Source organism: Streptomyces chryseus (genome assembly GCF_014650755.1).
Lineage (GTDB): Bacteria > Actinomycetota > Actinomycetes > Streptomycetales > Streptomycetaceae > Streptomyces > Streptomyces chryseus.
Genome location: NZ_BMVO01000009.1, coordinates 44,480 through 59,476 on the forward strand (window position 1 = coordinate 44,480; position 14,997 = coordinate 59,476).

At 71.9% G+C, this 14,997-nt stretch carries 13 protein-coding genes and 1 pseudogene; 4 read left to right on the forward strand and 10 right to left on the reverse strand.

Features of this window, described 5'->3' with window-relative positions:
• Positions 1-124: 124 nt before the first annotated feature.
• Genes IE185_RS16060 through IE185_RS16070 form a run of 3 tightly spaced genes read left to right on the forward strand, consistent with a single transcriptional unit; the run spans position 125 to position 3,261 of the window.
• Positions 125-1,384, forward strand: coding sequence for a LolA family protein (locus tag IE185_RS16060; RefSeq protein WP_138898246.1), 1,260 nt, complete (start codon positions 125-127; stop codon positions 1,382-1,384).
• Between the two features lie 37 nt (positions 1,385-1,421).
• On the forward strand, positions 1,422-2,378 hold the full coding sequence (locus tag IE185_RS16065) for an ABC transporter ATP-binding protein (RefSeq protein WP_229843544.1): 957 nt from the start codon (positions 1,422-1,424) through the stop codon (positions 2,376-2,378).
• Positions 2,365-3,261: an ABC transporter permease gene (locus IE185_RS16070; protein ID WP_189715381.1), complete on the forward strand. Its 897-nt coding sequence runs from the start codon at positions 2,365-2,367 to the stop codon at positions 3,259-3,261. The genes IE185_RS16065 and IE185_RS16070 overlap by 14 nt, the downstream gene beginning before the upstream one ends.
• Positions 3,262-3,309: 48 nt before the next feature.
• Here the strand turns inward: IE185_RS16070 and IE185_RS16075 are convergent, their stop codons facing one another.
• The 3 genes from IE185_RS16075 to IE185_RS16085 form a co-directional block, all read right to left on the reverse strand.
• On the reverse strand, positions 3,310-4,635 hold the full coding sequence (locus tag IE185_RS16075; protein WP_138896812.1) for a M28 family metallopeptidase: 1,326 nt from the start codon (positions 4,633-4,635) through the stop codon (positions 3,310-3,312).
• Positions 4,636-4,811: 176 nt separating this feature from the next.
• Complete coding sequence (locus IE185_RS16080; protein WP_138896813.1) at positions 4,812-5,306, reverse strand: DUF6023 family protein; 495 nt, start codon at positions 5,304-5,306, stop codon at positions 4,812-4,814.
• A gap of 99 nt (positions 5,307-5,405) precedes the next feature.
• Positions 5,406-5,855, reverse strand: coding sequence for a VOC family protein (locus tag IE185_RS16085; protein WP_138896814.1), 450 nt, complete (start codon positions 5,853-5,855; stop codon positions 5,406-5,408).
• Between the two features lie 25 nt (positions 5,856-5,880).
• On the opposite strand from IE185_RS16085, the gene IE185_RS16090 reads away from it, so the two are divergent.
• Positions 5,881-6,516, forward strand: a complete 636-nt coding sequence (locus IE185_RS16090; protein ID WP_229843545.1) for a CGNR zinc finger domain-containing protein — start codon at positions 5,881-5,883, stop codon at positions 6,514-6,516.
• Between the two features lie 39 nt (positions 6,517-6,555).
• Here the strand turns inward: IE185_RS16090 and IE185_RS16095 are convergent.
• The 7 genes and pseudogenes from IE185_RS16095 to IE185_RS16125 all read right to left on the reverse strand — a co-directional run.
• Positions 6,556-6,786: pseudogene (locus IE185_RS16095) on the reverse strand (winged helix-turn-helix transcriptional regulator); the annotation flags it as partial.
• Positions 6,787-7,794: an EamA family transporter RarD gene (gene rarD / locus IE185_RS16100; protein WP_138896816.1), complete on the reverse strand. Its 1,008-nt coding sequence runs from the start codon at positions 7,792-7,794 to the stop codon at positions 6,787-6,789.
• A 168-nt stretch (positions 7,795-7,962) separates the two neighbouring features.
• Complete coding sequence (locus tag IE185_RS16105; RefSeq protein ID WP_138896817.1) at positions 7,963-9,012, reverse strand: 2-oxoacid:ferredoxin oxidoreductase subunit beta; 1,050 nt, start codon at positions 9,010-9,012, stop codon at positions 7,963-7,965.
• Positions 9,005-11,008, reverse strand: a complete 2,004-nt coding sequence (locus IE185_RS16110) for a 2-oxoacid:acceptor oxidoreductase subunit alpha (RefSeq protein WP_138896818.1) — start codon at positions 11,006-11,008, stop codon at positions 9,005-9,007. Before IE185_RS16110 ends, IE185_RS16105 begins: the two co-directional genes overlap by 8 nt.
• Positions 11,009-11,228: 220 nt before the next feature.
• Positions 11,229-11,888 carry a response regulator transcription factor gene (locus tag IE185_RS16115; RefSeq protein WP_138896819.1) on the reverse strand — a complete coding sequence of 220 codons (660 nt, stop codon included), beginning with the start codon at positions 11,886-11,888 and terminating at the stop codon, positions 11,229-11,231.
• 238 nt (positions 11,889-12,126) lie between these two features.
• Entirely contained in the window at positions 12,127-13,473 is a 1,347-nt protein-coding gene (locus IE185_RS16120) for a sensor histidine kinase (protein WP_189715383.1), read from the reverse strand.
• A 95-nt stretch (positions 13,474-13,568) separates the two neighbouring features.
• Positions 13,569-14,870: a sensor histidine kinase gene (locus IE185_RS16125; protein WP_189715385.1), complete on the reverse strand. Its 1,302-nt coding sequence runs from the start codon at positions 14,868-14,870 to the stop codon at positions 13,569-13,571.
• Positions 14,871-14,997: the final 127 nt, after the last annotated feature.

The window sequence follows — 14,997 nt, forward strand, 5'->3', positions numbered from 1 at the left end:
CGCTTCCCGCCCGCCGATTTGGTCAGATGGTAAGCACCACTCCCCACCCGTACGGGTGAGAATGGCGGCGCGGGGTGGACGAGTGCAACTGACGACGGCCGCCAACCACGGAGGTAGGGCACAGATGGCACCGAACGACAGCGCACAGACCACCGAGGGCGGGGACTTCACCGCGGGGCGCCGGAAGGCCGCGCGCTACATCGTCCCGGTCGCGGTGGCGGGGGTGGCGGCGGCGACCTTCGGGCTTGTCCCGGCGCTCGCCGACTCCGGCGACCCCGACCTGCCGAAGATCACCGCTCAGCAGGTGATCGAGAAGATCGCGGCGTCGGACACGCAGCAGCTCTCCGGCACCGTGAAGATCACCACCGACCTGGGCATCCCCTCGCTCGGCGGCATCACGGGCAGCCTGGCGCCCAAGGGCGAGGGTGACGGCGAGGGTTCGTCGGCCGACCCGCAGGCCAAGCTGATGGAACTGGCCTCCGGTACGCACACACTGCGTGTCGCGGCCGACGGTCCGGACAAGCAGCGGGTCTCGATCCTGGACGACGCCGCGGAGTACAGCCTCATCCACAACGCCGGTGAGGTGTGGGCGTACGACAGTGCCTCGAACGAGGCGTTCCACGCCGAGGCCCCCGCCGGCGCCAAGGAGTCGGCCAAGGGCTCGGGCAAGGACGCCGACCAGCACGAGAAGCTGCCCGAGGGCGTCCCCACGACCCCCAAGGCACTGGCCGAGGAGGCGCTGAAGGCCGCGGACAAGACCACGTCCGTGACGGTCGACGGTACGGCGCAGGTCGCGGGCCGGGACGCGTACCAGCTGCTCATCAAGCCCAAGCAGTCCGGCTCGACGATCGAGTCCGTCCGGATCGCGGTCGACGCGGAGAACGGCGTACCGCTCAAGTTCACGCTCGCGCCGACCGGCGGGGGCAAGGCCGCGGTCGACGCGGGCTTCACCAAGGTCGACTTCGCCAAGCCGGCAGCGGACACCTTCAGCTTCAGCCCGCCCAAGGGCGCGAAGGTGACCGAGGCCGACGAGCAGCAGGGCCACGAGAAGGAGTTCGGCAAGGAGTTCGGCAAGGAGTTCAAGGGCGAGGAGGACCTGAAGGACTTCGAGGGCCTCAACGTCGTCGGCGAGGGCTGGACCACGGTCGCCGAGATCTCGTCCCCCGGCGGCGCGAAGGACTTCAAGGCGCCCGAGAAGGGCGAGGTGCCCCCGGAGGCCGAGCAGTTCCTGGACGCGCTGGGCGACAAGGTGTCCGGCGAGTTCGGCTCGGGAACGGTCTTCAAGACGCGTCTCGTCAACGCCCTGATGACGGACGACGGCAAGATGTACGTCGGCGCGGTCACCCAGGACGCGCTGGTCCGGGCCGCCAACGCGGCGAAGTAGGCGAGCGGGGAAGACCGGGGTGCAGGAGTTGTCCGCCGTGGACCGTGACGCCGTGTCCGCCGCCGTGATCGAGACACGGGGGCTCACGAAGCGTTTCCGCGGCGGGCAGCTCGCCGTCGACTCCCTCGACCTCAGCGTGCCGGCCGGCAGCGTCTTCGGCTTCCTCGGGCCCAACGGCTCGGGCAAGACGACCACCATCCGGATGCTCATGGGGCTGATCGCGCCGACCTCCGGTACGGCGGCGCTGCTCGGCCACCCGGTGCCCCGCGCCGCCCGCAGCGTCCTGCCGCAGGTCGGCGCGCTGATCGAGGGACCGGCGCTGTACGGGTTCCTGTCGGGTCGCGACAATCTGATCCGGTACGACTCCGCCGACCCGGCGGCCGACCCGCGCACCCGCCGGGCGCGGGTCGCGGCGGCGCTCGACCGGGTGGGGCTGACGGCGGCGGGCGGCAAGAAGGCCAAGGCGTACTCGCTGGGCATGAAGCAGCGGCTGGGGCTCGCGTCCGCGCTGCTCCAGCCGCGCAGGCTGCTTGTGCTCGACGAGCCGACGAACGGTCTCGACCCGCAGGGCATGCGCGAGATCCGCTCGCTGGTACGGGAACTGGCGGCCGACGGTACGACGGTCTTCCTCTCCTCGCACCTGCTCGACGAGATCGAGCAGGTGTGCACCCACGCGGCGGTGATGTCCCGGGGCCGGCTCGTCGTCCAGGGCCCGGTCACCGAGCTGGCGGCCGGTGCGCGCGGGCGGCTCGTCGTCACCACACCGGACACGGCGCAGGCGGCGCGGGTGCTCAAGGAGCACGGGGTCGCCGACCTGACGGTCGCGCGGGAGCGGGTGACCGGGGAGCTGCCGCCCGGCGACGTCGAGCCGGCGGACCTCAACGCCGCGCTCGTACGGGCCGACGTACGGGTGAGGTCCTTCGGCGTCGAACGCGCTTCGCTGGAGGACGCCTTCGTGGCGCTGACGGGGGAGGGCTTCGATGTCGCGGGCTGAGACGACGGTCCGGCGGGAGGACGGTGCGCGGGGTCCCGGCGCGCTGTGGACCCTGGGCCTGCTGCGGTCCGAGCTGACCCTCACCTTCCGGCGCTGGCGCACCCTCGCGCTGCTGGCGGTGCTGGCCGCCGTACCCGTCCTCATCGGCATCGCGGTGAAGATCGAGACGAGCGACGGTTCGCCGGTCGGCGGCGGGGGAGCGGAAGGGGGCGGGCCGGCCTTCCTCACCCAGATCACCAACAACGGTCTGTTCCTGGTCTTCGCGGCGCTCGCCGCGACCCTGCCGGTCTTCCTGCCGATGGCCGTAGGCGTCGTCGCGGGCGACGCGGTGGCGGGCGAGGCGAACGCCGGCACGCTGCGCTATCTGCTGGTCGCCCCGGCCGGACGCACCCGGCTGCTGTTCGCGAAGTACGCGTCCACGCTGGTCTTCTGCCTGGTCGCGACCCTGGTCGTCGCCGTGTCGGCACTGGCCACCGGGGCCCTGCTCTTCCCGCTCGGCGAGGTCACCACGATCTCCGGCACGCGGATCGGCTTCGGGGAGGGCCTGCTGAGGGCGGTGCTGATCGCGGCGGTGGTGGCGGCCTCGCTGATCGGGCTGGCGGCGATCGGCCTGTTCGTCTCGACGCTCACCCACAGCGGCGTCGCGGCGATGGCGACGACCGTCGGGCTCCTGATCACGGTGCAGATCCTGGACACGATCCCGCAGCTGAGCGTGATCCACCCGTATCTCTTCCCGCACTACTGGCTGTCCTTCGCGGACCTGTTGCGCCAGCCGGTGTACTGGGACGAGGTGCTGGACAACCTCACGCTGCAGGCCGTGTACGCCGCGGTGTTCGGCTCCGCCGCCTGGGCGCGTTTCACGACGAAGGACATCACGGCGTGAGGCGGCCCGGCCCCCGCCGGGGCCGGGCCGTACCGCACGGGGGCGGGATCAGAAGGTGAGCTTCCAGCTGTCGACGTAGCCGGTGTCCTGCGCGGCGATGTCCTGGACCCTGAGCTTCCAGGCGCCGTTGGCCGCCTCGGCGGACGCGTCCACCGTGTAGGTGGCGATCACGTTGTCGGCCGAGTCGCTGCTGCTGGAGTTCTTCAGCCGGTACGCCGTGCCGTCGGGCGCCACCAGGTCGACGACCAGGTCGCCGCGCCAGGTGTGCTTGATGTCCACGCCCACCTTGAGCGCGGCCGGGGCGTTGCCCGTACGGCCCGCGACGGTGACGGTGGAGGTGACGGCCGCGCCGTTGTCCGGGACGGCGACGTCGGCGGTGTTCTCGTACGCGTCGCCGGGCGGGACGACCGGCCCGCTGCCCAGGGTCCAGACGGCGTGGGCGATCGCGTCGCTGTTGCGGTCCAGGGCGGTGTCGTTGATGTTCGCCGTGGTGTCGCAGGACGAGTGGTAGCAGCGGTCGAAGGCGGTGCCCGCCGTGCCGCCCCACTTCTGGGCCTGGGCGCTCGACTTCGTACGGCTGGCGCCGGTGAACAGGCCGCCGACCGGTATGCCGACGTTCTTGAAGCTCGCGTGGTCGGAGCGGCCGTCGCCCTCGGTCTCGATCTCGGTCGGGACGCCGATGCCCGCGTAGTAGTCCTTGAAGGTCTTCTCGATGGCCGGGTCGTCGTCGTAGACGAAGTAGCCGGGGTTCGGCGAGCCGATCATGTCGAAGTTGAGGTAGCCGGAGAACTTGGAGCGCTCGGTGGCCGGGAGGCTGTTGACGTACGCCTTGGAGCCGACGAGGCCCAGTTCCTCAGCGCCCCACCAGCCGAACCGCAGGTGCTTCGTCGGCTTGAGCTGGGCGCGGGAGACGGCGAGCGCGGTCTCCAGGACGGCGGCGGAGCCGGACCCGTTGTCGTTGATGCCGGGGCCCGAGGAGACCGAGTCGAGGTGCGCGCCGGCCATCAGGATCTGGTTCGGGTCGCCGCCCGGCCAGTCGGCTATGAGGTTGTAGCCCGTCGCGCCGCCGGAGGTGAACGTCGTGACGGAGGTGGTGAATCCGGCGGCGTCCAGCTTGGCCTTGACGTAGTCGACGGACGCCTTGTAGCCGGGGCGGCCGTGCGCGCGGTTGCCGCCGTTGGCGGTGGCTATCGACTGGAACTGGGTCAGGTGCGCCTTGACGTTGGCGAGGGGTATGTCGGGGGCCGCGAGGGCCGCCGCCGGGGCGGCGGACGCGGTGGGCGCGGTGGCGGAGACCAGGCCGGTGAGGGCGAGGGCGACGGCGGCCACGGTGCGTCTGGAAGTGGAGAGGCGGGAGGTACGGGAGAGGTTCATGTGGGGGCTCCGGGATTCCGTACGGGGACAGACGGAACGTGCGAGACGCCCCGTGACGCGGGTGGCGGCGCGGGGCGTTGGAGCTGGTGGTGCGCAGGGCTGAGCATGGCTGTACGTGAGCTGTGCGTGCTGAATGTTCAGCGAGAGTTTGACTGTGCGTCAAGAGCGGAAACCGGTCAGCGCTGTTCGGATGCCGGACGGCGTGCGAGGTACGCGAGACCGCCGCGTGTGGCCGGGCCCCGGTCGGCGGTGAAGGCGATCGAGCCCGCGCGGGTGGTGAGGGCGAAGGTCCTCGCGTGCGGCGTGCCGGCGCAGGTGAGGTGCTGCCGGGCCGTCGCCCGGCCCGAGGTGACGGTGAGCGTCACGGAGCCCTCGCCCACGCAGGCCGCCTCGACGACCAGGGGAGTGCCGGGAGCGATCTGGCTGCGGCTGTCGGTGCCCCCGACCGGGCCGGTGGCCGACAGGACGAACGTGCCCTCCTCGTCGACGTCGTCCGGGTCGCTCAGGGCCCCGGCGGCGACCTGGGCCAGCTGCTGATCACCGGGCGGCCGGGAGGGCGCGCTCAGGGTCCGCTGCGGCTCGGGAGCCGTCGGCGTGGCGCAGGCGGCCGTACCGCTGAGAAAGGCGAAGGCGGCGAGTGCCGCGCCGGCCGGGCGTATGGCGTCCTTCATCGGGTCCCCCGTCGGTCGCTGATGCGGGGACCATGCCGCCCGGCGGGACGGTCCAACCCCGACTTGAGCCAAGTCAGAGCTTCGGGCCGGCCCGAAGCGTCACTGGACGCAGAACTCGTTGCCCTCGGGGTCGCTCATGACCGTCCATTCCCCGCCGGGCTCCTTCACGTGGCGGACGACCGCCGCGCCGAGCGTCTCCAGGCGGGCGGCCTCCGCGTCCCGGGTGCCGGGCTCGGCGTGCACGTCGATGTGCAGCCGGTTCTTGACCGTCTTGCGCTCCGGTACGCGCTGGAAGAGGATCCGGCGGCCGAGCCCCATCCCGCTGTCCTCGTCGTACGGGTCGTCCGGATGCCGGACGGCGACCAGATCCCGCCAGGCGCGGCGGCCGTGGGACTCCACGGTCAGTTCCGGCGGCGCGGCGCCGATGCCGATGAGGCGCTCGATGAGCGCGTCGTTGTCCTCCACCGCGTAGCCGAGGGCGGCGGCCCAGAAGTCGGCCTGCGCGTGCGGGTCGTTGGCGTCCACGACGAGCTTCCAGTGCAGTGTCATGCTAACCAGTTATAGTGGTTACGTGATGGAGCCCGCAACAGACTCGCCCGGCCTCACCCTGCGTACGCCGGAGGGCCGCCCCTACCTCTTCGACCCAGGCGCCCTGTGCCTTGAGCTGCTGCCGACCGGCGGCCCCGGGCTGCTCGCCCGGTACGAGGTGCTGCACGAGCCGGCCGACCTGGCCCGCTGGGCGGCGAGGAGCCGGCTGCCGGGCGGCCTCGACCTCACGGTGGGCCCGGGCGAGCTCGCGGACGCGCGCGCCCTGCGGGACGCCCTCCACCGGCTCGCCGGGGACCGGGCCCACGGCCGCGCCCTGGCCGCCCGTGACCTGGACGTGGTCAACGAGCGGGCGGCGCGCGAGCCCTTGGTCGCCCGCATCGACGTGGGCGCGGGCGTGGGCGCCGTACGGGCGTGGGCGCCGGGAGCCACGGGGGACCAGCTGCTGTCGACGGTGGCCCGCGACGCGGTCGACCTGTTCACCGGACCGCACGCCCACCGGATCCGCGAATGCGGCTCGCACGACTGCCACCTGCTGTTCGTCGACACCTCGCGCCCCGGTCGCCGTCGCTGGTGCGCGATGGAACGCTGTGGGAACCGGAGCAAGGCGCGGGCCCACCGGGCGCGCCAGGCCCTGAGCGGGGCGGGCGAAGGAGGAGCATGAAGTGCGTACTGCCGCCGGCCCCCTGATCACCCCACCGGCTCAGCGGGCGGCATCCGTCGCGGCGACGCCCGCGGCCGGCTGCTCTTCGCCCGTCGTCCGGGCGTCGTAGTCGGCGCGGGCCGCCGCGATCTCGTTCTGGTGCTGCTCGGTCCACGTCACCAGTGAGCGGATCGTGGTGTGCAACGTCGCGCCGAGCGGCGTGAGTTCGTACTCCACACGCGGCGGCACCACCGGATGCACCGTGCGCCTGACGAGCCCGTCGCGCTCCAGTTACGCCGACTTCGACGCCGACTTCGACGCCGGCGTCGGCGCGGGCTCCGCGGGCACGGGGCCGGACGAACCGCCCGCCGCCCCGGCGGCGGCGACCGCCGCCAACCGCAGCGCCTGCGCCCGACCCCGCCGGGCCGAGCGCAGCGCGTCCCAGGTCAGCATGGCCAGCGCCGCCCACACCAGCGAGAAGCCGGCCCACCGCTCCGGCGGCATCGCCTCGTGGAAGTACACGACACCCAGCCCGAACTGGAAGACCGGCGCGAGGTACTGCAACAGCCCCAGCGTCGACAACGGCACGCGTATCGCCGCCGCACCGAAGCACACCAGCGGCACGGCGGTCACGATGCCCGTCACGGCGAGCAGCGCCGCGTGGCCGGGCCCCTGCGCACCGAACGTCGCGTTCCCCTGCGACCCGATCCACAGCAGGTAGCCGAGCGCGGGCAGGAACTGGACGGCGGTCTCGGCGGCCAGCGACTCCACGCCCCCGAGGTTGACCTTCTTCTTGACCAGCCCGTACGTCGCGAACGAGAACGCCAGGACCAGCGAGATCCACGGCGGCCGCCCGTAGCCGACCGCCAGCACGAGCACCGCGGCGAAGCCCACTGTGACCGCCGCCCACTGCGCCGGCCGCAGGCGTTCCTTCAGCAGCAGGACGCCCATCGCGATGGTGACCAGGGGGTTGATGAAGTAGCCGAGCGAGGCCTCGACGACCTGGCCGTTGTTGACGGCCCAGATGTAGAGCCCCCAGTTGACGGTGATGACGGTCGCGGCGACGGCTATGAGCCCCAGCTTCCGGGGTTGGCGGACCAGCTCCCCGACCCACGCCCAGCGGCGTACCAGCACGAGGACCACGCCGACCACGGCCAGCGACCAGACCATGCGGTGGGCCAGGATCTCCATCGCCCCGGCGGGCTTGAGGAGCGGCCAGAAGAGGGGGACGAGCCCCCACATCCCGTACGCGCCGATGCCGTACAGCAATCCCGACCGCTGTTCGTTGACCGACTTCACAGGCCCTCCCGACGCGCGCACACCAATCTGCTGAAGGTAACGCCGGCCTGCCGTCCTTGTCATGTCCGTATTGCGTGACGGTCATGACAGCCGGTGGCGCGCGGACGCGAAGAGGGGCGCCCGGTCCAAGGACGGGGCGCCCCTCTTCGCATATCGGAAAGGAAGGACTCAGCCGACGACGGTCCAGGTGTCGTTGCCCGCGAGCAGCGCGCTCAGATCGCCCTTGCCGTGCTGCTCGATGGCGGCGTCGAGCTGGTCGGCCATCAGCGTGTCGTAGACCGGCCGCTCGACGCTGCGCAGCACCCCGATGGGGGTGTGGTGCAGCGTGTCCGGGTCGGCCAGCCGCGAGAGGGCGAACGCCGTCGTCGGCGAGGCGGCGTGCGCGTCGTGGACCAGGATCCGCGCTTCGGTCTCGGCGGTCACCGTCACCACCTTGAGGTCGCCGGTCGCCGGGTCCCGTACGACGCCCTTGGAGCCGTCGGCCCCGAAGCGGATCGGCTGTCCGTGCTCCAGCCGGATCACGGCCTCCTCGGCCTGCTGCTTGTCCTTCAGGGCGTCGAACGCGCCGTCGTTGAAGATGTTGCAGTTCTGGTAGATCTCCACCAGCGCCGTGCCGGGGTGGTCGGCGGCCTGCCGCAGTACCTCGGTGAGGTGCTTGCGGTCGGAGTCGACCGTACGGGCGACGAACCCGGCCTCGGCCCCGATCGCCAGCGACACCGGGTTGAAGGGCGCGTCGAGCGAGCCCATCGGCGTGGACTTGGTGATCTTGCCGACCTCGGAGGTGGGGCTGTACTGGCCCTTGGTCAGCCCGTAGATCCGGTTGTTGAACAGCAGGATCTTCAGGTTGACGTTGCGCCGCAGGGCGTGAATGAGGTGGTTGCCGCCGATGGACAGCGCGTCGCCGTCACCGGTCACCACCCACACGCTCAGGTCGCGCCGTGAGGACGCGAGGCCGGTGGCGATCGCGGGCGCGCGGCCGTGGATCGAGTGCATCCCGTAGGTGTTCATGTAGTACGGGAAGCGGGACGAGCAGCCGATCCCGGAGACGAAGACGATGTTCTCCTTCGCCAGGCCGAGCTCGGGCATGAAGCCCTGCACGGCGGCGAGGACCGCGTAGTCGCCGCAACCGGGGCACCAGCGCACTTCCTGGTCGGACTTGAAGTCCTTCATCGACTGCTTGGCCTCGGCCTTGGGGACCAGTGAGAGCGCCTCAGTCATGGGTGGCCTCCTTGAGAGCCGTGGCGAGCTGCTCGGCCTTGAACGGCATTCCGTTGACCTGGTTGTACGAGTGGGCGTCGACCAGGTACTTCGCTCTGAGCAGGGTGGCCAGCTGTCCGAGGTTCATCTCGGGCACGACCACCTTCTCGTAACGCGCCAGGATCTCGCCCAGATTCCGGGGGAACGGGTTGAGGTGGCGCAGGTGCGCCTGCGCGATGGGCGTCCCGGCGGCGCGCAGCCGGCGTACGGCGGCCGTGATCGGTCCGTACGTCGAGCCCCAGCCCAGCACCAGGGTCCTGGCGTGGTCCGGGTCGTCGACCTCCAGGTCGGGGACCTCGATGCCGTCGATCTTGGCCTGGCGGGTGCGGACCATGAAGTCGTGGTTGGCCGGGTCGTACGAGATGTTTCCCGTGCCGTCCTGCTTCTCGATGCCGCCGATGCGGTGTTCGAGACCCGGCGTGCCGGGCACCGCCCACGGGCGCGCCAGCGTCTGCGGGTCGCGCTTGTACGGCCAGAAGACCTCGGTGCCGTCGGCCAGCTCGTGGTTGGGGCCGGTCGCGAACTGCACGCGCAGGTCCGGGAGCTCGTCGATCTCCGGGATCCGCCACGGCTCGCTGCCGTTGGCCAGGTAGCCGTCGGACAGCAGGAACACCGGCGTCCGGTAGGTCAGCGCGATCCGCGCCGCGTCCATGGCCGCGTCGAAGCAGTCGGCGGGGGTGCGCGGCGCGACGATCGGTACCGGGGCCTCGCCGTTGCGCCCGTACATCGCCTGGAGCAGGTCGGCCTGCTCGGTCTTGGTCGGCAGACCGGTCGAGGGGCCGCCGCGCTGGATGGCGACCACCAGGAGCGGCAGCTCCAGCGACACCGCGAGGCCGATGGTCTCCGACTTCAGCGCCACGCCGGGTCCCGAGGTGGTGGTCACCGCGAGCTGCCCGCCGAACGCCGCGCCGAGCGCCGCTCCGATGGCGGCGATCTCGTCCTCCGCCTGGAAGGTCCGCACGCCGAAGTTCTTGTGCCTGCTGAGCTCGTGCAGGATGTCGGAGGCGGGCGTGATCGGGTACGAGCCCAGGTAGAGCGGCAGGTCAGCCTGCTGGCCCGCGGCGATCAGCCCGTACGACAGGGCCAGGTTCCCGGAGATGTTGCGGTACGTCCCCGGGGGAAAGGCCCGGGTCGCCGGGTTGACCTCGTACGAGACGGCGAAGTCCTCGGTGGTCTCGCCGAAGTTCCAGCCGGCCCGGAACGCCGCGACGTTGGCCTCGGCGATCTGCGGCTTCTTGGCGAACTTCGCGCGCAGGAACCTCTCGGTGCCCTCGGTCGGCCGGTGGTACATCCAGGACAGCAGCCCGAGCGCGAACATGTTCTTGGAGCGCTCGGCCTCCTTCCGGGACAGGCCGAAGTCCTTGAGCGCCTCGATCGTCATCGTGGTCAGCGGCACCGGATGGACGTTGTACGCCTCCAGGGAGCCGTCCTCCAGCGGGGAGGTCTCGTAGCCGACCTTCGCCATCGGGCGCTTGGTGAACTCGTCGGTGTTGACGATGATGTCGGCGCCGCGCGGCACGTCCCCGATGTTCGCCTTCAGCGCGGCCGGGTTCATGGCCACCAGGACGTTGGGCGCGTCGCCCGGCGTCAGGATGTCGTGGTCCGCGAAGTGCAACTGGAAGCTGGACACGCCCGGCAGGGTGCCGGCGGGCGCCCGGATCTCGGCCGGGAAGTTCGGCAGCGTCGACAGATCGTTCCCGAAGGCCGCCGTCTCCGAGGTGAAGCGGTCACCCGTGAGCTGCATTCCGTCACCGGAGTCACCCGCGAACCGGATGATCACCCGGTCCAGGCGGCGGACCTCCTTGTCGGAGGCCCTGCGGCCCGGCGTGCTGCGCTGTTCCCCGACGACGGTGTCATGTGCTGCGTCGGCACTCTCGGCACTCTCGGCACTCTCGGCACCCTCGGCGCCGTCGGATCCGTCGGCCTTCTCGGCCGGGCTACTGACCTGGCTGGTCACTGAACTGGACCTCCCTCGAGGCGGCTGCTCGGGGCCGGCCGGCCAGCCGGTGGCCCCAGGGCCCACCCTACGTCGGTAAGGGTGCCCTTCCCTGGGTCAATCGCATACTGGACCCCGTTTTGAGACGCGCTATTGCCCTGTTTTGCCATGGTTCATTCGCCCCCCGGCGTTCTGCTCGACGACGCTCCGTAGTCATCCTTCGGTCCTAGGACCCGTGTGCTCAGTTCCTCAGGTACGTCAGAACCGCCAGCACCCGGCGGTGGTCACCCACGCTCGGGGAGAGTCCGAGCTTAAGGAAGATGTTGCTGACGTGCTTCTCGACCGCGCCGTCGCTCACCACGAGCTGTCCGGCGATCGCCGAGTTCGTCCGGCCCTCGGCCATGAGGCCCAGGACCTCCCTCTCGCGGGGCGTCAGCCCGGCCAGCACGTCCTGCTTGCGGCTGCGGCCCAGCAACTGCGCCACGACCTCGGGGTCGAGCGCGGTCCCTCCCCGGGCCACGCGGACGACCGCGTCCACGAACTCGCGCACCTCGGCCACCCGGTCCTTGAGCAGGTAGCCGACGCCCCGGCTCGACCCCGCGAGCAGCTCCGTCGCGTACTGCTCCTCGACGTACTGCGACAGCACCAGGACCCCGATGCCCGGGTGCTCCTTGCGCAGCCGCACCGCCGCCCGCACGCCCTCGTCGGTGTGGGTCGGCGGCATCCGTACGTCCGCGACCACCACGTCCGGCAGCTCGTCCTGGGCCGCCAGGTCCCCGATGGTCTTGATCAGCGCTTCCGCGTCTCCGACGCCCGCGAGGACGTCGTGCCCGAGATCGGTCAGAAGCCGGGTCAGACCCTCCCGAAGCAACACCGAGTCCTCGGCGATGACGACCCGCACCCTGTCCTCCACGGCCCTGTAGCCCCCCAGCAATTGACTGCTCCTCACCACGACGCCCCCAGCATCCCAGCATCCGAACCGGCGTGCGGCCAGGCGTGCGGATTAGTGGCGTACGACTCGGGAGAAGTCCGCTGGTCGCCTCGCGCGGGCGGCGACAGGTCAGGGGAGGACGCGGCGGGGCCGAGGGGGGAAAGCGGGGGCGGGGGGCGGCCCGGCGGCCGCCCCTGTCGGTTCCGGGTCAGCCCCGCCAGGGCAGCTCCGCCGTGACGGTCGTCGGGCCGCCCACCGGCGAGTCGACCACCAGGATCCCGTCGACCGCGTCCAGCCGCTCCGCGAGCCCCGCCAGACCCGAACCGGCCGTCGTGTCCGCCCCGCCCCTGCCGTCGTCGCCGACCTGGAGCATCAGCCGGTCCGCCGTCTGCCACACCTCGACGGTGGCCCGGGTCGCCTGGGCGTGCTTGCTCACGTTCTGCAGGAGCTCGGAGACGGTGAAGTACGCGATGCCCTCGATGGCCGGGGCCGGCCGGGCCGGAAGATCCACCTCGACCTGCACCGGCACCGTGCACCGGGAGGCCACCGCCGAGAGCGCCGCGTCCAGGCCGCGGTCGGTCAGGACGGCCGGGTGGATGCCGCGGGCCAGGTCCCGCAGCTCCTGGAGCGCGATCTTCACCTCGCCGTGCGCCTCGTCCACCATGCGCGCGGCGGCCTCCGGGTCCTGCGTCAGCTTCTCCTTGGCCAGCCCCAGGTCCATCGCGAGGGCGACGAGCCTGGCCTGCGCCCCGTCGTGCAGATCGCGCTCGATGCGCCGCAGGTCGGCGGCCGCCGTGTCCACGACGACACCCCGGTCCGACTCCAGCTCCGACACGCGGGTGGCGAGCCGGGACGGACCGAGCAGCCCGGTCACCATCACCTTGTCCACCATCACCAGGCCGCGCATGAGCCAGGGGGTGACGAGGACGAGGACCAGGCCGAACGCGCTGGTCGCCGCGAGCTCGACGGGCTGGTCGAGGTAGACGTGGCGCGTGGCGTCGCCGTACAGCTGGATGCCGTCCGCATCGGTGAAGGCCGGGAACACCCACTGCCACAGCGGGTACGTGAGCGCGGCCCAGCCGTACGACCACAGCGTCAGCGCCACCGTGAAGGCGAACACCGCCCAGGGCATGTGCAGCACGGCGTACAGCAGGTGCCGCCACGACGTACCGCTCTTGAGCACCGCGCCGATCCAGGCCATCGGCCCGCCGCCCGCCTTGATCCGCAGCGGCGGCGGGTCCGCCACGTCCAGCTTGAGCAGGCCCCTGGCGCGGGCCCGCTCCATCGCCCCGAAACCGCGGCAGCCGGCCAGGCCCGCCGCCAGCACCGGTACGCCACAGAAGGTGATCAGCAGGCCCATGCCCAGCGACGTCATGGTGATCGCGAAGACGAAGAGCAGCACGCTGATCGGCAGGCTGAGCATCAGGTAGCCGAACTCGCGCCAGGTCCGGCCCTCGACCGGCGCGCGCAGCGCCGGCGGAAGGAGGTGCTTGCTCGGCGGCCGGCCGGAGGGGTCCCACTGGTCCCTGGTGTGCGGGGCGTACTCCGTGGCCATCGCTGCCGTCCGTTTCTGCTCGGGGAGTTCCGGTGAGCGTTGCTGTGTCTGACTCGAGGGTGCGGGGGAGTGCGCAGCCGGGACCATGAGGCCGGTCACCGTTTCCGCCCGGGGGTTTTCCCCACCCCGGCGCCCGCCCCGGGCCCGTGACCGGCCCCGTGCCCGGCCCGGTGACCCCTCTCGCCGCCCCGGCCCGCGCCGTCGCGGTCGCGCCACGGCAGCTCGGCCGTCACCGTGGTCGGGCCGCCCTCGGGGGAGTCGAGCGCGAGCAGTCCGTCCACCGCGCCGAGCCGGTCGGCGAGACCGGCCATGCCCGTGCCGCCGTCCAGCCGCGCACCCCCGCGCCCGTCGTCGCGCACCTGGATCAGCAGCCGGTCGCCGCTGCGCCACACGTCCACCGACGCGGACCGGGCCCCGCTGTGCTTGCTGACGTTCTGGAGCAGCTCGGAGACCGTGAAGTACGCGATGCCCTCGATCGCCTCCGCCGGACGCGCCGCCAGATCGACCGTGACCCGCACCGGAGCCGTGCAGCGCGACGCGATCGCCGACAGCGCCGCGTCGAGGCCGCGGTCGGTGAGGACGGCCGGGTGGATGCCGCGCGCCAGGTCCCGCAACTCCTGCAGCGCCAGCTTCACCTCGCCGTGCGCCTCGTCGACCATCGCCGCCGCGGCGACCGGGTCCTTGAAGTCGCCGGTCAGCTTCTCCCGCGCCATGCCGAGCCCCATGGCGAGCGCCACCAGCCTGGCCTGCGCCCCGTCGTGCAGGTCCCGCTCGATGCGCCGCAGGTCGGCGGCCGCCGTGTCGACGACGACGCCCCGGTCCGACTCCAGCTCGGCGATCCGCCGCTCCAGTTCGCCGGACGGACACAGCAGGCCCCGCACCATCGCCCGGTCGACGTTGGCCATCGCACGCGCGAGGTACGGCAGCACCGGCCACAGCACGACGAGTCCGGCCAGCGTCACCGCGAACGTCAGTACACCCCAGGGCAGCCGCACGAACGCGTACAGCGCCGCCCGCCACCCCACCGGATCCTTCACCCGCGCCCACAGCCGCGCGAACACACCGCCGCCCCGCCCTCCCGCCGCCGCCGGGCTCGGCTCGTCGACGTACACCCCGAGCAGCGCACGGGCCCGCGCCCGCTCGACCGCGCCGAGCCGGCGCGCGGCCAGGAGCCCCACCGTCAACAGCGGCAGGCCGATCACCGTGACCGACAGGCCGCAACCGAGGAGGAGCAGCACCACGGTGAACACGAAGCCGAACACGGCCGTCGGCAGATTGAGGAGGAGATGCGCGATCTCCTTCCAGGTCACGGGGTCGTACGGGAAGCGGACAGGCGGAAGCGGGGGCCGGTCGGGCCGGTCGTAATCTGGGAGGTGGTCGCGGGCGGTGGCGGTCATGGGGCTCAGCCTGCCGGGCGCCGGGCGCGGATGCCATGGGGTCACTGGGTGCGCGGAAGTAGGGATAACCCCACCCCTGCGTGAGACGGCTGCTTACCCGGCCTTTACCAGGGCCTAGACTCCCGTG